Raw genomic sequence first — 16,975 nt, 5'->3', positions numbered from 1 at the left:
CCGGCGTTAAGTGTGAACTAAATGAACGGAAGGGTGACCGCCCTCACAGGGCGGGAGATAGTCACGGCAATCCCCCATAAACCCCGGACGTGAGCCGCACGCCGGTGATGCCGACGAAGACGTCAAGGAGGGCAGCCGTGGCCGCCAGCAGCACCCCCGACAAGGCACCTGCCGCACCCGCGGTCAAGCGGGACCGCACCCACTACCTGTACATCGCGGTGATCGTCGCGGTCGCCATCGGGATCGCCGTGGGTCTCGCGGCCCCCGATTTCGCCGTGGAGCTGAAGCCCATCGGGACCGGCTTCGTCAACCTGATCAAGATGATGATCTCGCCGATCATCTTCTGCACGATCGTGCTGGGCATCGGGTCCGTACGGAAGGCCGCCAAGGTCGGCGCCGTCGGCGGTATCGCCCTCGGCTACTTCATGGTCATGTCGCTGGTCGCCCTCGGTATCGGCCTCGTCGTCGGCAACATCCTGGAGCCGGGCACGGGCCTCGCCATCACGGACGCCGTGAAGGAGACCGGGCAGGCGCAGGTCTCGCCGGAGGCCAAGGACACCACCGAGTTCCTGCTCGGCATCATCCCCACCACGATCGTGTCCGCCTTCACCGAGGGCGAGGTCCTCCAGACCCTCCTCATCGCCCTGCTCTGCGGCTTCGCGCTCCAGGCCATGGGCAAGGCCGGCCAGCCGGTGCTGCGCGGTGTCGAGCACATCCAGCGCCTCGTCTTCCGCGTCCTCGCGATGGTGATGTGGGCCGCTCCGATCGGTGCCTTCGGCGCCATGGCCGCGGTCGTCGGCTCGTCGGGCGTGGACGCGCTCAAGAGCCTCGCCGTGCTGATGCTCGGCTTCTACGCCACCTGTTTCCTGTTCGTCTTCATCGTGCTCGGCGCGCTGCTGAAGATCGTCTCGGGTCTGAACATCCTCTCCCTGTTCAAGTACCTGGCCCGGGAGTTCCTGCTGATCCTGTCCACCTCCTCCTCCGAGTCCGCGCTGCCGCGGCTCATCGCGAAGATGGAGCACCTGGGTGTCAGCAAGCCCGTCGTCGGCATCACCGTCCCGACCGGCTACTCCTTCAACCTCGACGGCACCATGATCTACATGACCATGGCGTCCCTGTTCATCGCCGACGCCATGGGTACGCCGATGTCGCTCGGTGAGCAGATCCCGCTGCTGCTCTTCCTGTTCGTCGCCTCCAAGGGCGCGGCCGGTGTCACCGGCGCCGGCATGGCGACCCTGGCCGGCGGTCTCCAGTCGCACAAGCCCGCCCTGGTGGACGGCATCGGCCTCATCGTCGGCATCGACCGCTTCATGAGCGAGGCCCGCGCCCTCACCAACTTCGCGGGCAACGCCGTCGCCACCGTCCTGATCGGTACCTGGACGAAGGAGATCGACAAGGAGCGTGTCCAGGTGGTGCTCGCCGGCGGGCTGCCCTTCGACGAGAAGACCCTGCTCGACGACGACGGGGACGATGTCGAGACCGCCCCGGCGGACGTGCCCGAGCAGCGCGAGGGCGGCGAGAAGGAACTCGCCAAGGCCTAGGCCTCCCGACTCCGGGTGTCCGGCTCCGCCTGAACCGGAGCCGGACACCCGGGCCACCACCCCACCCTCTCCGGGCGGCCGAGCACTCCCCCGTGGCCCGGCCGCCCGGTCTCCCCTCCCCGGGCCTCCCGTCCGGCCCTCCCCCGGCGACGCCCCGCTACGCGGGGCGTTGCCGTTGGCGTCGCACCGACTCGTTCAGGCGGGTCAGCGCGTCCTCGGGCAGGGTCAGGTCGGTTGCCGCTGCCGAGTCGCGTATCGACCGGGGGCGGCTCGCGCCCGGAATGGGGATCACCGTGGGGGAGCGGGTCAGGAGCCAGGCGAGGCAGAGCCGTTGGGGGCTGACCCCCAGCTCGAGGGCCAGCTCGTGGAAGGTGCCGAGGGCGTCCGAAAGCCGCTCGGCGGGCCCGTCGAGGGAGCTGCGGGAGATGCCGCCCAGGGGGCTCCACGGGAGGAACGCCAGTCCCCGTTCGGCCGCCAGCCGCAGTTCGGGCTCGCTGTCGCCGACGGCGGGGGAGTAGCGGTTCTGGACCGACACGAGCCGGTCGCCGAGGATCGCGTGGGCCCGGCGGATCTGGTCCGTGTCCGTGTTGGAGAGGCCGGCCAGCCTGATCTTCCCCGCGTCGAGCAGGTCCCGCAGCGCGCCCACGGACTCCTCGAAGGGGATCGCCGGGTCGGGCTTGTGGAGCTGGTACAGCCCGATCGCCTCGACGCCGAGCCGCCGCAGGGAGGCCTCCGCGGCCGTCTTCAGATGGCGGGGATCGCCGTTCACCGTCCAGTCCGCCGCGCCGCCGCCCGGTCTGCCCCGGCCGCCCTTCGTCGCCACGAGCACGCGGGAGGTGTCACCGCCGTAGGTGGCGAGCGCGCGGGCCACGAGCCGCTCGTTGTGGCCGGGCTCCGCACCCGGCAGGTGGTAGGAGTCGGCCGTGTCCAGCAGGGTCACGCCCGCGTCCAGCGCCGCGTGGACCGTGGCCAGGGCACGGGCCAGGTCGGGCCGGCCCTCGATGGACAGCGGCATCGCGCCGAGCCCGATCGCGCTCACGCGGATGTCGCCGAGGGTGCGCTGACGCACGTCAGTCCACCTTCCCCAGGGTCTCGTCGGCCGCGCGCCGCAGCCATTGCCGTGCGTTGCCGAAGGTGAACCCGAGCCGGGTGGCGCGGGTGTTGTCCATGCCGTAGAAGCGGCGGAAGGAGAGCGGGGACACCTCACCGACCTCGACCTCCCGGAACACCGCCCGGCCGGCCGGGACATGCGCGGACACCGCCTCGCACAGCTCGTGCGTGGTCAGCGTCCCGTGCGAGGCCGCGTTGACCGGGCCGGTGAAGTCCTGGCCCACCGTCCAGAACAGGAAGTCGGCGATCTCCTCGACATGGATGTACGTCGCCGGACGGTTCACCGTCGGCACGGTGATCGGCTCGCCGGCGCGGATGCGGGAGGCGTAGTGCTCCAGCCGCCCCGTGAAGTCGTCGTCCCCGCCCAGCACATGGGCGACCCGGACGGCCACATGGGGGAACGCCGGCTCCGCGGCGAGCACCGCCTCCGCCTGCCGCTTGCCCTCGCCGTAGTGGGAGTCGAGGAACTCCGTTTCGTCCCAGGGGAGTTCGAGATCGACCCGGACGCCCAGCGGATCGACGTCCTGCTCCCGCACGAAGGCCACGGAGTCCTCGTACTCGTAGACCTCGACCGTCGACGTCAGCACGTACCGTCCGGTGCGGCCGGCGAACACCCGGCGGGCGATCGCCGCCTGCCGCGGGGTGTAGCAGACCTGGTCGACGACGACGTCGAAGGAGCGTGCCCCGAGCACCGAGTTCAGCGCGTTCTCGTCGTCGCGGTCGGCGATCAGGTGGGTCGCGCCCGGAGGCGGCGCGGACGAACCGCGATTCAGTACCGTCACCCGGTCCCCGGCGGCCAGCAGTCGCGCGATCAGCCGCTTTCCGAAATAGCGGTTTCCGCCGATGACCAATACCTCACGGGCATTTACCTGCCGGGCCGCCACCTCCCGGGCCTTTACCTCCTGCGTCATTTCCATGACCATGATTCTCCCGGCGTACACGCCTGTCCTGAAGGGGTAACCATGGGAGTTCCGGCCGTCGTACCGAAAGAACCTCGGCATTCACGGGCCGCCGCCGACGAAACATCGGTGGCCTTCGACACGCTGGACCGGCAGATCCTGGAACTGCTCCAGACCGACGGCCGGATCAAGCTCAGCGAGCTGGGCCGCCGGGTGCGGCTGAGCCCGGCGGCGGTGACGGAACGGGTGCGGCGGCTGGAGGCCGCGGGGGTCATCAGCGGCTACGGCGCACATGTCAGCCCCGCCCGGCTCGGCTACGGCATCCAGGCGTTCATCCGGGTCGACCCGCACGGCGGCTACACCCTGAAGCACCCCAGGACCCTCGAACTGATCGAACGCCCCGAGATCACCGAGGTCCACCACGTGGTGGGGGAGGACTGCTGGATCCTCAAGGTCGCCGTCCGGGACACCGTCCACCTGGAGGACGTCCTCGAGGCGGTCTCCGCACTCGGGCGCACGACGACGTCGATCGTGCTCACCTCGCCGGTAGAGCGGAAACCGCTCTTGCCTTGACGTGGGCGTCAAGCCTTACGTTCGTAGGCATGCGCATCGGCGAGCTGGCCGCACGGGCCGGGACCACCACCCGGACGCTGCGGTACTACGAGTCGCGAGGGCTGCTGCCCGCGCGACGCGGCGACAACGGGTACCGGACGTACGACGAGGGCGATCTGCGGCTGTTGCGGCAGATCAGGACGCTCCAGGACTTCGGGTTCGACCTGGAGGAGACCCGTCCCTTCGTGGAGTGTCTGCGGGCCGGGCACCCGGAGGGCGACTCGTGCCCGGCGTCGCTCGCGGTCTACCGGCGCAAGCTGGACGAGCTGGACGCGCTCATCGGCGAGCTGCGGGCGGTGCGGGAGACGGTCGCCGGGCAGCTCGTGCGGGCCGAGCTGGCGCGCGACGAGCTGGCCGCCGAGGCGCGGGTTCCGGGGGGTCCGGAGCCCGAGTGCGAACTGGGAGGGCAGGAACGGTGATCAAGGCGGACGGGGTGGCCGAGGTGACGGACGCGGATTTCGGGGCGGAGGTGCTGGGGGCGGACCTGCCGGTGCTGGTGGAGTTCACGGCCGACTGGTGTCCGCCGTGCCGGCAGATGGGGCCGGTGCTCACCGCACTCGCCGCCGAGGAGGGCGAGCGGCTGAAGGTGGTGCAGCTGGACGTGGACACCAACCCGGAGACCACCCACGCGTACAAGGTGCTGTCGATGCCGACCTTCATGGTGTTCCGGGCCGGGGAGCCCGTGAAGTCGATGGTGGGCGCCAGGCCCAAGCGCCGGCTGCTGGCGGAGCTGGACGAGGTCCTGTGAGCGCGCGGTGAACTGACCGGAGGAGATCGCGCACCACAAAGAAATCCCCCGAGCAATTGCGCTCGGGGGATTTCTCTGCGTATATTCGATGGTTCGCGACTTCACATGAATGAGGTCGCAAAGAAGCTCAGTGAGCACAGTATATGCGGGCGGGAGTGGAATTGTCAAACGCCGACTTTCCGGACAGTGAATTGCGCTGCGAGCAGGAATTCATCGACAACCTGTACGCGCGCGTGGACGCCCTGCGCGGCGACACCGAGGGCGCCGTCACCGACGCGCTGGCCCAGGGCAACACGCCCATGCAGGCCCGGCTCGAGCGGGACATCCTCGTCGCCGAGCGCTCCGGGCTGCTCGCCGCGCTGAACGCGGTGGACGGCTCCCTCTGCTTCGGCCGCATCGACCTCACCTCCGGCACCAACCACCACATCGGACGCATCGGCCTGCGTGCCGAGGACACCGAGCGCACCCCGGTCCTCATCGACTGGCGCGCCGACGTCGCCCGCCCCTTCTACCTGGCCACCGGTCACACCCCGATGGGGCTGCGCAGGCGCCGGCACCTCACCACCGAGGGCCGCCGGGTCACCGCCCTGCACGACGAGATCCTCGACATCGGCGACGCCACCCGTACCGGCCACGAGGACCCGACCGGCGACGCCGTGCTGCTCGCCGCGATCGACTCCGCGCGCACCGGCCGGATGAGCGACATCGTGCAGACCATCCAGGCCGAGCAGGACGAGATCATCCGGGCGCCCCACCGAGGGGTCCTGGTGGTCGAGGGCGGCCCCGGCACCGGCAAGACGGCCGTCGCCCTGCACCGCGCCGCCTTCCTCCTCTACGAACACCGGGAACTGCTCGCCAAGCGGGCCGTCCTGATCGTCGGCCCCAACCCCGCCTTCCTCGGCTACATCGGCGAGGTGCTGCCCTCGCTGGGCGAGACCGGTGTGCTGCTGGCCACGGTCGGCGAACTCTTCCCCGGTGTGAAGGCGACGGCGGCCGACACCCGGGCGGCGGCGGCCGTGAAGGGCCGCGCCGACATGGCGGACGTGCTCGCCGACGTCGTACGCGACTGGCAGGCGCTGCCCGATCCGGTGATCGCGATCGGACACGACCGCGAGATCCTGATGCTGGACGACGGCCTGGTGAACATGGCCCGCGAACGCACCCGGGCCGCCCGGCTGCCGCACAACGCGGCCCGCGAGATCTTCGAGGGCCACATCCTCAACACGCTCACCGACATGGTCTCCGAACGCATCGGCACGGACCCCTACGACGGCTCCAACCTCCTCGACCCGAGCGACATCACCCAGATCCGCGACGAGCTCGCCGACAACCCCGAGGTCTGGGCCGCCATCGACCAGCTGTGGCCGCGCCTGACCCCGCAGCGCCTGGTCGCCGACTTCCTCGCGGACCCCGTGGGCTACGTCTCCGACGACGACGCGGCCGCCATCCGCCGTCCGGTGACCCGGGCCTGGACCGTGGCCGACGTACCGCTGCTCGACGAGGCGGCCGAACTGCTCGGCGAGGACGACCGGGTGGCGCGGGCCCGCGCGGACCGCGAGCGGGAGACCCAGGTCGCCTACGCGCAGGGCGTCCTGGACGTCTCGTACGCCTCGCGCACCTACGAGTTCGAGGACAAGGACGAGGAGGACTCCGAGGTCCTGTCCGCGCACGACATCATCGACGCCGAACGCTTCGCCGAGCGTCACGAGGAGGACGACCACCGCAGCGCCGCCGAACGCGCCGCCGCCGACCGCACCTGGGCGTTCGGGCACATCATCGTCGACGAGGCGCAGGAGTTGTCGCCGATGGCCTGGCGGCTGCTGATGCGGCGCAGCCCCACCCGCTCGATGACCCTGGTCGGCGACCCGGCGCAGACCGCCGAGGCGGCCGGCGTCGGCTCCTGGTCCAAGATCCTCCAGCCGTATGTCGAGGACCGCTGGGAGCACACCCGGCTCGGCGTCAACTACCGCACCCCGGCCGAGATCATGGACGTGGCCGCGGCGGTGGTCCGTGCCGAGCACCCCGGCTTCGAGCCGCCGAGTTCGGTGCGGTCGACCGGCGTACGACCGTGGGCGCGTGCCACCGACGACCTCCCCGGCGCGGTCGCCAAGGCGGTCGGTGAACTCACCCCCGCGGAGGGCCGGCTCGCCGTCATCGCCCCGCGCGACCTGCACCGCAGGCTCGCGGCCCGGCTGGACGGGGTGACGGCGGGCGCCGAGCCGGACCTGACCCGGAGCGTCGTCCTGCTCGACCCGCGCCAGTCCAAGGGCCTGGAGTTCGACTCCGTGCTGGTGGTGGAGCCCTCGCGGTACGGCACCAGCGACCTGTACGTGGCGCTGACCCGGGCGACGCAGCGGCTGGGTGTGCTGCACAGCAGGACCCTCCCGAAGCCGCTGGCAGCGGCCCTCGGGGAACCTCCGGCGTAACGCGGGGAACCCGGGATCGGCAGGGCATGCCGGTCGCGCCGTGAGCACTGCGGTGCCCGGCCGGTGCGGTGAGCGTGTGAGGCGGGGATCCCCGCCTCACACGCTCACCGCACCGCCCGCACGCCCCCGCGCCGGCCGACGGATTCGTACCCGGGGCCGTTGCCCCGGGGCAGGGCTCAGGCAGGCCGCAGCCACAGCGTCGCGAGCGGCGGCAGCGTCAGCCGGACGCTCGCCGGCCGGCCGTGATGACCCTGCGGCTCCGGCTTGACCGGGTCGGGATGGGCGACACCGCTGCCGCCGTACCCGGCCGCGTCGGTGTTGAGGACCTCGTGCCAGGCCGGGACGTCGTCGGGTGCCCCGAGACGGTAGTCGTGGCGGACGACCGGGGAGAGGTTGGAGACGGACAGCAGCGGGGAGCCCTCGGCGTCGTACCGCAGGAAGGCGAAGACGTTGTCCTCGGCCGCGTCCCCGACCACCCACTGGAATCCGGCCGGGTCGGTGTCCTGCTGCCAGAGGGCCGGCGCCGCGCGGTAGACGGTGTTCAGGTCGCGGACCAGGTCCCTGACGCCCCGGTGGTCGGCCTCGGCGCCGTACGCCGGATCCAGCAGCCACCAGTCGGGGCCGTGGGCCTCGGACCACTCCGCGCCCTGGGCGAACTCCTGGCCCATGAAGAGGAGTTGCTTGCCCGGGTGGGCCCACATGAACGCCAGGTAAGCCCGCAGCGCGGCGCGCTGCTGCCACCAGTCACCGGGCATCTTCGACACCAGCGAGCGCTTCCCGTGCACCACCTCGTCGTGGGAGATGGGCAGCACGTAGTTCTCGCTGTAGGCGTACACCATCGAGAAGGTCATCTCGTGGTGGTGGTACCTGCGGTGCACCGGCTCGTGGCTCATGTACTCCAGCGAGTCGTGCATCCAGCCCATGTTCCACTTCAGCCCGAATCCGAGCCCGCCGAAGCCGCTCGGGCCCGCGTGGTGCGTGGCCCGCGTGACACCGTCCCAGGCCGTGGACTCCTCCGCGATCGTGACGACCCCGGGGCTGCGGCGGTAGACCGTCGCGTTCATCTCCTGGAGGAACGCCACCGCGTCCAGGTTCTCCCGGCCCCCGTGCTCGTTCGGGGTCCACTGACCCGGCTCGCGCGAGTAGTCGAGGTACAGCATCGAGGCGACGGCGTCCACGCGCAGCCCGTCGATGTGGAACTCCTCGCACCAGTACACCGCGTTGGCCACCAGGAAGTTGCGTACCTCGCGCCGCCCGAAGTCGAACTCCAGCGTCCCCCAGTCGGGATGGGCGGCGCGCAGCGGGTCCTCGTGCTCGTACAGCGGACGCCCGTCGAACTCCGCGAGGGCCCACTCGTCGCGCGGGAAGTGCGCCGGCACCCAGTCCATCAGGACGCCGATGCCGGCCCGGTGCAGCGCGTCCACCAGGTACTTGAAGTCGTCGGGTGTGCCGAGCCGGGCGGTGGGCGCGTAGAAACCGGTGACCTGGTAGCCCCACGAACCGCCGAAGGGATGCTCGGCGACCGGCATCAGCTCGACGTGAGTGAAGCCGAGGTCCCGGACGTACGCGGGCAGTTGGTCGGCCAGTTGCCGGTACGTGAGCCCCGGCCGCCAGGAGGCCAGATGGAGCTCGTAGACGGAGAACGGGGCCTCGTGCACGGGTATCTCTGCCCGCCGGGCCAGCCACTCCTCGTCGCCCCACTCGTAGTGCGAGGCGTGCACGACCGACGAGGTCGCCGGCGGCACCTCGGTACGCCGCGCCATCGGGTCGGCCCGCAGGGTGTGCGAGCCGTCGGGGCGGGTGATGTCGAACTTGTACAGCTCGCCCTCGCCGATCCCGGGCACGAACAGCTCCCACACCCCGGACGAACCCAGCGACCGCATCGGGTACCCCGTGCCGTCCCAGAAGTTGAAGGTGCCGGCCAGCCGCACCCCGCGCGCGTTCGGCGCCCATACGGAGAAGGCGGTGCCGCTCACACCCTGGTGGGTCGTCGGACGCGCGCCCAGCACCGTCCACAACTGCTCGTGCCGGCCCTCGCCGATCAGGTGCAGGTCCAGGTCGCCCAGCGTCGGCGGGAAACGGTAGGCGTCCTCGGTCTCCACGGTGGTGCTCTCGTAGGTCACCAGGAGCCGGTGGACCGGGGCCTCGGTCAGGGGCAGCAGGCCGGAGAAGAAGCCGTCGCCGTCGTCGTGGAGTTCGGCGCGCAGGTCGCCCGAGAGCACCGTGACGGACAGCGCGTACGGGCGCAGCGCCCGGAAGACGACCCCGCCGGGCACGGGATGCGCGCCCAGCACGGAGTGCGGGTCGTGATGGGTGCCGTGCAGCAGGCGTTCACGGTCGGCGGGGCCGATGGCGGGGTCGATGGCGGGGCCGACGACGGCGTCCGGGGCGAGGCCGGCGTCGGAGTCGGCTTCGGCCTCGGGGTTGGCGTCCACGGGGAGGCTCACCGGCTCCGGCGCGGCGACGTCCTTGGCTGCCGCTGCCGACGTCTCCTCCGCCTCCGGCGCCGCCTTTGCCGCCGCGGCCGTCGCCTCTGTCGTTCCCGCCGGCGAGGTCTCCTCGGCCCTGGCCTTCTTGCTCGCCGTCTTCTCGACCGCCGCCTTCTTGCCCGTCGTCTTCTTCCTCGCCGCCTTGTCGGCCGCCGCCTTCTTGGTCACTGCTTTCTTCGCGGTGGCCTTCTTCTTCGGGGGAGTCACGTACGGAGCCTCCTCAAGGCAGGTCGGGTGCGGCGAGGCGGTGTATCGCGGAAAGGGGTACGGGGAGCCAGTCGGGGCGATGCCGCGCCTCGTAGACGACCTCGTAGACCGCCTTGTCCGTCTCGTGGGCCCGCAGCAGCACGGGGTCGGTGCGCGGATCGACGCCCGCCACCTCGGCGTACCCGGAACAGTAGGCCGCCCGGCAGGCATGTGCCCAGGCCGGGGCAGGCGGATCCGCCGAGCGGGCGGCGTAGTCGAAGGAGCGCAGCATGCCCGCCACGTCCCGCACGGTCGGCTGGGGCATCCGCCGCTCGGCCAGCGGCCTGGCCGGCTCCCCCTCGAAGTCGATCAGCGACCACTGCCCGGAGGGCGAGCGCAGACACTGCCCGAGGTGCAGATCGCCGTGGACGCGCTGGGCGGTCCAGGTGTGGCCCTCGGCCGCGAGGCCGGCCAGCGCGGTGAAGGCGGTGCGCAGCGCCGGCGCGTAGGGGCGCAGCGCGGGCACCGCCTGCGCGGCGGCGTCCAGCCGCCCGGTCATGCCGTCCACCATCGGCCGTATCTGCGCCTGCCCCAGGGTCGCCGTGGGCAGCGCCCGGGCCAGCGCCCCGTGCACCTCGGCGGTGGCCCGCCCCAGCGCTCGCGCCTCGGCGGCGAAGTCCTCGCCCTTGGCCAGTTCCCGCAGCGCCAGCTCCCAGCCGTCCGCCGCGCCCTGCACATACGGCTGGAGCACGGCCAGGACGTACGCATCACCCTCGCCCTCACCCGGGTCCCCGTACATCCACGCGGTCGGCGCGGGCACCCGGGGGCAGCCCTCGCGGGCCAGCGCCAGCGGCAGCTCCAGGTCGGGGTTGACGCCCGGCACGACCCGGCGCAACAGCTTCAGAATGAACGTATCTCCATAGATGACGGAAGAGTTCGACTGCTCGCCGGTCAGCCGGCGCGGGACCAGCCCGGACCGGATCTCCTGCCCGGGATCCCGCTCGCAGCGCAGCCCGCCGATCCGGGCCCCGGTGCGCAGCGCCTCCAGCAGTACCTCGGCGGGCCGGGTGTCGTACAGGGCGTCGAACACGGTCCGCCCGGCCAGCGGACCCTGGGTCACATGGCCGATCAGCGCGGGCGCCAGCCGGGGCGGCAGGGCCTCGCGTGAGCCGATGAGGAGCTGGTAGCAGTCGCCGGGCGTGGCCGGCTGATGGGCGCGTACCAGCAGGTGGTACAGCCCCAGTCTGGTGTGGGCCGGCAGCAGCTCGGTGGCCGCCACCAGCGAGAACCCGGTGACCGGGCGGCCCTTGCCGGCGAACCAGCGCTGCCGGGGCAGCCACTCCCGCAGCAGGGGGTCCAGCGAAGCGAGGAGGCCGGGGTCGGTCCGACCGGAAAGTGTGACAGTCGCCGCCATAGGTGTCACATTCCTTTCCCCGGGTGTCGGGGTCGGGGCGTTACTGATGCGTGCCCCGGGCGGGGCGGCGGAAACCGCCCCGCCCGGGGTTCGGGGCTGTGGACGCGGCCTAGGCCGCGTCCCTGCGCAGCCTGAACCAGTAGAAGCCGTGGCCCGCCATGGTGAGCAGGTACGGCAGGTCACCGACCGCCGGGAAGCGCACCCCGCCGAACAGTTCCACCGGGTACCGCCCCTTGAACCGGCTCAGGTCCAGCTCCGTGGGCTGCGCGAACCGCGAGAAGTTGTGCACGCACAACACCAGGTCGTCCTCTCCCTCCTTGGTCAGGGGGGCCTCGCGAAGGAAGGCGAGGACGGCCGGGTTGGAGGACTGGAGTTCGGTGTAGGTCCCGAGGCCGAAGGCGGGGTTCTGCTTGCGGATCTCGATCATGCGCCGGGTCCAGTGCAGCAGCGAGGAGGGCGACGACATCGACGCCTCCACGTTGGTGACCTGGTACCCGTAGACGGGATCCATGATGGTCGGCAGAACGAGCCGCCCGGGGTCGCAGGAGGAAAAACCTGCGTTGCGATCGGGTGTCCACTGCATGGGGGTGCGGACGGCGTCGCGGTCGCCGAGCCAGATGTTGTCGCCCATGCCGATCTCGTCGCCGTAGTAGAGGATCGGCGAGCCGGGCAGGGAGAGCAGCAGGGCGGTGAAGAGCTCGATCTGGTTGCGGTCGTTGTCGAGGAGGGGTGCGAGCCGGCGGCGGATGCCGATGTTGGCGCGCATACGCGGGTCTTTCGCGTATTCCGCGTACATGTAGTCGCGTTCCTCGTCGGTGACCATTTCGAGGGTGAGCTCGTCGTGGTTGCGCAGGAAGATGCCCCATTGGCAGCGGGAGGGGATCGCAGGGGTCTTGGCGAGGATTTCCGAGACCGGGTAGCGGGATTCCCTGCGGACGGCCATGAAGATGCGGGGCATGACGGGGAAGTGGAACGCCATGTGGCATTCGTCGCCGCCGGAGGCGTAGTCGCCGAAGTAGTCGACGACGTCCTCGGGCCACTGGTTGGCCTCGGCGAGGATCACCGTGTCCGGGTAGTGGGCGTCGATCTCCTTGCGGACCCGTTTGAGGAACTCGTGCGTGGCCGGCAGGTTCTCGCAGTTCGTGCCCTCCTCGGCGTACAGGTAGGGCACGGCGTCGAGGCGGAAGCCGTCGATGCCCAGGTCCAGCCAGAATCGCAGCGCGGAGATCATCTCCTCCTGCACGGCGGGGTTCTCGTAGTTGAGGTCCGGCTGGTGGGAGAAGAAGCGGTGGAAGAAGTACTGCTTGCGGACGGGGTCGAAGGTCCAGTTGGAGACTTCGGTGTCGACGAAGATGATGCGGGCGTCGCCGTACTGTTTGTCGTCGTCGGCCCACATGTAGTAGTCGCCGTAGGGGCCGTCGGGGTCTTTCCTCGATTCCTGGAACCACGGGTGCTGGTCGCTGGTGTGGTTCATCACGAAGTCGATGATGACGCGCATGCCGCGTTGGTGGGCGGCGTCGACGAATTCCACGAAGTCGGCGAGGTCGCCGAATTCGGGGAGGACGGCGGTGTAGTCGGATACGTCGTATCCGCCGTCCCGCAGGGGTGATTTGAAGAAGGGCGGCAGCCAGAGGCAGTCGACTCCCAGCCATTGCAGGTAGTCGAGTTTGGCGGTGATGCCTTTGAGGTCGCCGACGCCGTCGCCGTTGCTGTCCTGGAAGGAGCGGACGAGGACCTCGTAGAACACGGCGCGTTTGAACCACTCGGGGTCGCGGTCCTTGGCGGGGGTGTCCTCGAAGGTGTCCGGAACGGGCTCGTTGACGATCATGGTGTGGGTGACCCTCCGATCTGCGGGTTGGACGGTCGCAGGACGGTGAGTACGTGCGCGGGCCGGGTGCCCGGTTCGAGGCGCACGTAGTTGGCCCTGCCCCAGTGGTAGGTCTCGCCGGTGAGCTCGTCGCGCACCGGCACCGACTCGTGCCAGTCCAGGCCGAGTTGCGGCATGTCCAACGAGACCGTCGCCTCCTGGGTGTGGTGGGGGTCGAGGTTGACGACCACCAGAACCGTGTTCGAACCGCTCTTCTTCGAGCTCCTCTTCGAGTAGGCGATCACCGCTTCCTTGTCGGTCGGATGGAAGTGCAGATCGCGGAGTTGGCGCAGGGCCGGGTGCGCCCGCCGGATCTCGTTGAGCCGGGTGAGCAGCGGGGCGAGGCTGCGGCCCGCCCGCTCGGCGGCGGCCCAGTCACGGGGTTTGAGCTGGTACTTCTCCGAGTCGAGGTACTCCTCGCCGCCTTCCTTGAGCGCCGCGTTCTCGCAGAGTTCGTAGCCGCTGTAGATGCCCCAGGTCGGCGAGAGGGTGGCGGCGAGGACGGCGCGGATCTCGAAGGCGGGGCGGCCGCCGTGCTGGAGACAGGCGGGCAGGATGTCGGGGGTGTTGGCGAAGAAGTTGGGCCGCATGTAGGAGGCGGCGTCCCCCGAGAGTTCGGTGAGGTACTCCGTCAGTTCCTGCTTGGTGTTGCGCCAGGTGAAGTAGGTGTACGACTGCTGGAAGCCGATCTGGCCGAGGGTGTGCATCATCGCGGGACGGGTGAAGGCCTCGGCGAGGAAGATCACGTCGGGGTCGGTGCGGTTGATGTCCGCGATGACCCGCTCCCAGAACACGACCGGCTTGGTGTGCGGGTTGTCGACCCGGAAGATCCGCACGCCGTACGACATCCAGTGCCGCAGAACCCGCACGGTCTCCGCGACGAGACCGTCCAGGTCGGCGTCGAAGGCGATCGGATAGATGTCCTGGTACTTCTTCGGCGGGTTCTCGGCGTAGGCGATGGTGCCGTCGGGCCGGTGGTGGAACCACTCGGGGTGTTTCTGCACCCAGGGGTGGTCGGGGGAGCACTGGAGGGCGAAGTCGAGGGCGATCTCCAGGCCCAGCTCGGCCGCCCGCTCCACGAACCAGGCGAAGTCCTCGATGGTCCCCAGGTCCGGGTGGACGGCGTCGTGACCGCCCTCCGGCGAGCCGATCGCCCAGGGCACGCCGACATCGTCGGGGCCGGGGTCGAGCGTGTTGTTGCGGCCCTTGCGGAAGGTCGTGCCGATGGGGTGGATCGGCGGCAGGTAGACGACGTCGAAGCCCATGGCGGCGATGGCGGGGAGCCTGCGCGCGGCGGTGCGGAAGGTGCCGTGCGGGCGCTCGGGGGTGCCCTCGGAGCGCGGGAAGAACTCGTACCAGGCTCCGTACAGGGCGCGTTCCCGCTCGACCAGCAGCGGCAGCGGCTCGGACGCGGTGACCAGCTCCCGCAGCGGATACCGGCCGAGCACGGCGTCGACCTGCGGCGTCAGCGCCGCCGCCAGCCGGGAGACGGCCGGGCGGGTCTCGTCGCGCAGCGCCTCGGCGGCCGCCAGCACCAACGTGCGGTCGGGAGCCTCCGGCACTCCGCCGGCCGCCCGTTCGTACAGCCGCGCGCCCTCTTCGAGGACCAGCTCGGTGTCCATCCCCGCGGGGATCTTGATGCGGGCGTGGTGCCGCCAGGTGGCGACCGGGTCGCTCCAGGCCTCCACGGTGTAGGTCCAGCGGCCCGTCGCGTCCGGCGTGACGTCCGCGCCCCAGCGGTCGGTGCCCGGGGCGAGTTCACGCATCGGCGTCCAGGGGCCCGGGTTGCCGTCCGGATCCCGCAGCACGACGTTGGCGGCGACGGCGTCGTGCCCTTCCCGGAACACGGTCGCCGAGACCTCGAACGTCTCACCCGTGACCGCCTTGGCGGGCCGGCGACCCTGCTGGACGAACGGGCGGACGTCCAGGACGGGTATGCGCCCGACGGCGGTGGTGTCGCCGCCCGAGGAGGATCGCTCCGGGGCCGGCGGACCGGGTGCGGGCGTGAGCACCGGGACGGCGGTGTCCTTCTCGGCGTTGCCGGCGCCGTCGGTGCTCTTGCCGTTCCTGCTGCTCTTGTTGTTCTTGGTGCGAGGCGTCGGGGGTGATGACGGGTGGTGCCTTGCTGGCATGACCGCTCCTGTCCGCATCAACGGGGGGTAGGCGGATGGATGTGGTGGGGAGGGGGTCCTGCGGGGGAGTACCGGAGGAGCCTTCCACCCTATGCGGGTGAGCAATCCGGCACGTTGCTAACTACCCGTGCGTTTGTCAACGCACAAGACCGGCCCCGTTCGAGGGGAACGGAGCGGGTCTCGGCGCCCCGTCAGGTGAACGGTGGAACCTGGAGGATTTTGTTCGGCGAACCGGGCCCCCGGCCGGAAACCTTGCCGTTCGCCGACCCCGCGACCAGCGCCCGCGCCACCTGCGCGGGCGTGGCTTTCGGATGGTCGGCGAGATGGAGCGCGGCCGCCCCCGCCGCGTGCGGCGCCGCCATCGAGGTACCGGAGCGGGTCACCCGGCCGGTGTCGTTCGCGGACGAGGCGGAGGTGACCGACACTCCCGGCGCGAACAGGTCCAGAGCCGAACCGTAGTTGGAGAAGCCCGCCCTGGCGTCCCCCCGGTCGGTGGCGCCGACCGTGATGGCCTCCCGCACGTCGGCCGGGGAGTACAGGGCGGCCGGCTGTCCCACGTTGCCCGCGGCGACGGTGTAGGTGACACCGGACCGGATGGAGGCGCGGACGGCCGCGTCCAGCGCCGCGTTGTAGCCGCCACCCAGGCTGAGATTGGCGACCGCGGGCCGGCGCGCGTGCCGGGTGACCCAGTCGATGCCCGCGATGGCCTGCGCGGTGGTGCCCGCACCGGCGTTGTCGAGCACCCGTACCGCGACCACCCTGGCCTTCTTGGCGACGCCGAGACGCGTGCCCGCGACGGTGCCGGCGACATGCGTGCCGTGGCCGTTGCCGTCGGCGGCGACACGATCGCCTCCGACGAAGTCCCAGCCGTGGCTCGCCCGGCCGCCGAAGTCGGTGTGCGTGATCCGGATGCCGGTGTCGATCACGTACACCGTGACCCCGGCGCCCGCCGACTTCGGCCAGTTGTAGCTGTTGTCCAGTGGCCGGCCCGGCTGGTCGACGCGGTCCAGCCCCCAGGACGGCGGATTCTTCGCGACCCCGGCCGCATCCAGGGTCACCCGGGTGTCCTGGACCACCGAGGCCACCCGCGGATCGGCCGCGAGGCGCCGGGCCTGTCTCTCGTCGGCCTCGACGGCGAACCCGTTGAGGGCCGTGTCGTAGGTCCGGTTGACGGTCGCCCCGTACGAACCGAGGAGACCGCGCCCGGCCTTCGACGCCGCGGCGGTGTCCTCCTTCAGCGTGACCAGATAACTTCCGCCGACGGAACCGGGCAGACCGGCGCCGAGTATCTTCCCCTCCGGTGCGGCGTGCGCGGGCAGGGTGACGGCCGAAAGGACCACGCTCGTGACGACCGCGGTCAGGCCCCCCACCCGGCGCAGACGCCGCTTTCGCGTCCGTGCCATGGTTCGAGTTCCCCTCCTCGACTCGGCGCACGACGGCTCCGCCGACCTATCCGACTTCGCCGGGTACGCCACCGGGCAGCCTCTCGTGCGGGGCGAAAGGCCACAAGGTGGCCTACCGGGACGAAACAGGGTTTCGGCCCGTTGTCGC

The 16,975-nt window shown here is 70.9% G+C and carries 12 protein-coding genes; 5 read left to right on the top strand and 7 right to left on the bottom strand.

Features of this window, described 5'->3' with window-relative positions:
• The first annotated feature begins 107 nt into the window (after positions 1–107).
• Positions 108–1,541 (top strand): cation:dicarboxylate symporter family transporter, encoded by a 1,434-nt coding sequence (locus OHU34_RS13420; protein WP_052183852.1) that lies wholly within the window; start codon positions 108–110, stop codon positions 1,539–1,541.
• Positions 1,542–1,698: 157 nt separating this feature from the next.
• Here OHU34_RS13420 and OHU34_RS13415 read toward each other — a convergent pair whose 3' ends face one another.
• Together OHU34_RS13415 and OHU34_RS13410 are read right to left on the bottom strand one after the other, a co-directional pair.
• Positions 1,699–2,610, bottom strand: coding sequence for an aldo/keto reductase (locus tag OHU34_RS13415; protein ID WP_142266227.1), 912 nt, complete (start codon positions 2,608–2,610; stop codon positions 1,699–1,701).
• A gap of 1 nt (position 2,611) precedes the next feature.
• Positions 2,612–3,562, bottom strand: a complete 951-nt coding sequence (locus tag OHU34_RS13410; RefSeq protein WP_142266228.1) for an NAD-dependent epimerase/dehydratase family protein — start codon at positions 3,560–3,562, stop codon at positions 2,612–2,614.
• A 117-nt stretch (positions 3,563–3,679) separates the two neighbouring features.
• Between OHU34_RS13410 and OHU34_RS13405 the strand changes: the two genes are divergently transcribed.
• From OHU34_RS13405 to OHU34_RS13390, 4 genes are all read left to right on the top strand, one after another.
• The gene (locus tag OHU34_RS13405; RefSeq protein ID WP_020131120.1) at positions 3,680–4,123 is read left to right on the top strand and encodes an Lrp/AsnC family transcriptional regulator; all 444 of its coding nucleotides are present in this window, start codon (positions 3,680–3,682) and stop codon (positions 4,121–4,123) included.
• Positions 4,124–4,152: 29 nt separating this feature from the next.
• Complete coding sequence (locus OHU34_RS13400; protein ID WP_020131119.1) at positions 4,153–4,581, top strand: MerR family transcriptional regulator; 429 nt, start codon at positions 4,153–4,155, stop codon at positions 4,579–4,581.
• Positions 4,578–4,910 carry a co-chaperone YbbN gene (locus OHU34_RS13395; RefSeq protein WP_020131118.1) on the top strand — a complete coding sequence of 111 codons (333 nt, stop codon included), beginning with the start codon at positions 4,578–4,580 and terminating at the stop codon, positions 4,908–4,910. Before OHU34_RS13400 ends, OHU34_RS13395 begins: the two co-directional genes overlap by 4 nt.
• Before the next feature lie 143 nt (positions 4,911–5,053).
• Positions 5,054–7,336 carry an AAA family ATPase gene (locus tag OHU34_RS13390; protein WP_142266229.1) on the top strand — a complete coding sequence of 761 codons (2,283 nt, stop codon included), beginning with the start codon at positions 5,054–5,056 and terminating at the stop codon, positions 7,334–7,336.
• Positions 7,337–7,512: 176 nt separating this feature from the next.
• Here OHU34_RS13390 and glgB read toward each other — a convergent pair whose 3' ends face one another.
• From glgB to OHU34_RS13365, 5 genes are all read right to left on the bottom strand, one after another.
• Positions 7,513–10,032, bottom strand: coding sequence for a 1,4-alpha-glucan branching enzyme (gene glgB / locus OHU34_RS13385; protein WP_405766445.1), 2,520 nt, complete (start codon positions 10,030–10,032; stop codon positions 7,513–7,515).
• A 13-nt stretch (positions 10,033–10,045) separates the two neighbouring features.
• Positions 10,046–11,425 (bottom strand): maltokinase N-terminal cap-like domain-containing protein, encoded by a 1,380-nt coding sequence (locus OHU34_RS13380; protein WP_200839815.1) that lies wholly within the window; start codon positions 11,423–11,425, stop codon positions 10,046–10,048.
• Between the two features lie 109 nt (positions 11,426–11,534).
• Positions 11,535–13,253, bottom strand: coding sequence for a maltose alpha-D-glucosyltransferase (treS, locus tag OHU34_RS13375; protein WP_142266231.1), 1,719 nt, complete (start codon positions 13,251–13,253; stop codon positions 11,535–11,537).
• On the bottom strand, positions 13,250–15,424 hold the full coding sequence (locus OHU34_RS13370; protein ID WP_405766441.1) for an alpha-1,4-glucan--maltose-1-phosphate maltosyltransferase: 2,175 nt from the start codon (positions 15,422–15,424) through the stop codon (positions 13,250–13,252). Before OHU34_RS13370 ends, treS begins: the two co-directional genes overlap by 4 nt.
• Before the next feature lie 191 nt (positions 15,425–15,615).
• Positions 15,616–16,827: a S8 family peptidase gene (locus OHU34_RS13365; RefSeq protein WP_142266232.1), complete on the bottom strand. Its 1,212-nt coding sequence runs from the start codon at positions 16,825–16,827 to the stop codon at positions 15,616–15,618.
• Positions 16,828–16,975: the final 148 nt, after the last annotated feature.

Source organism: Streptomyces sp. NBC_00080 (assembly GCF_045041255.1).
GTDB classification, from domain to species: Bacteria; Actinomycetota; Actinomycetes; order Streptomycetales; family Streptomycetaceae; genus Streptomyces; species Streptomyces coriariae.
This window is presented reverse-complemented; position numbering and strand designations above follow the sequence as displayed.

Coding starts and splice junctions, on each gene's coding strand:
- OHU34_RS13420 (WP_052183852.1), top strand. CDS start 108: ATGCCGACGAAGACGTCAAGGAGGGCAGCCGTGGCCGCCAGCAGCACC.
- OHU34_RS13410 (WP_142266228.1), bottom strand. CDS start 3,562: ATGACGCAGGAGGTAAAGGCCCGGGAGGTGGCGGCCCGGCAGGTAAAT.
- OHU34_RS13400 (WP_020131119.1), top strand. CDS start 4,153: ATGCGCATCGGCGAGCTGGCCGCACGGGCCGGGACCACCACCCGGACG.
- OHU34_RS13390 (WP_142266229.1), top strand. CDS start 5,054: ATGCGGGCGGGAGTGGAATTGTCAAACGCCGACTTTCCGGACAGTGAA.
- OHU34_RS13380 (WP_200839815.1), bottom strand. CDS start 11,425: ATGGCGGCGACTGTCACACTTTCCGGTCGGACCGACCCCGGCCTCCTC.
- treS (WP_142266231.1), bottom strand. CDS start 13,253: ATGATCGTCAACGAGCCCGTTCCGGACACCTTCGAGGACACCCCCGCC.
- OHU34_RS13370 (WP_405766441.1), bottom strand. CDS start 15,424: ATGCCAGCAAGGCACCACCCGTCATCACCCCCGACGCCTCGCACCAAG.
- OHU34_RS13365 (WP_142266232.1), bottom strand. CDS start 16,827: ATGGCACGGACGCGAAAGCGGCGTCTGCGCCGGGTGGGGGGCCTGACC.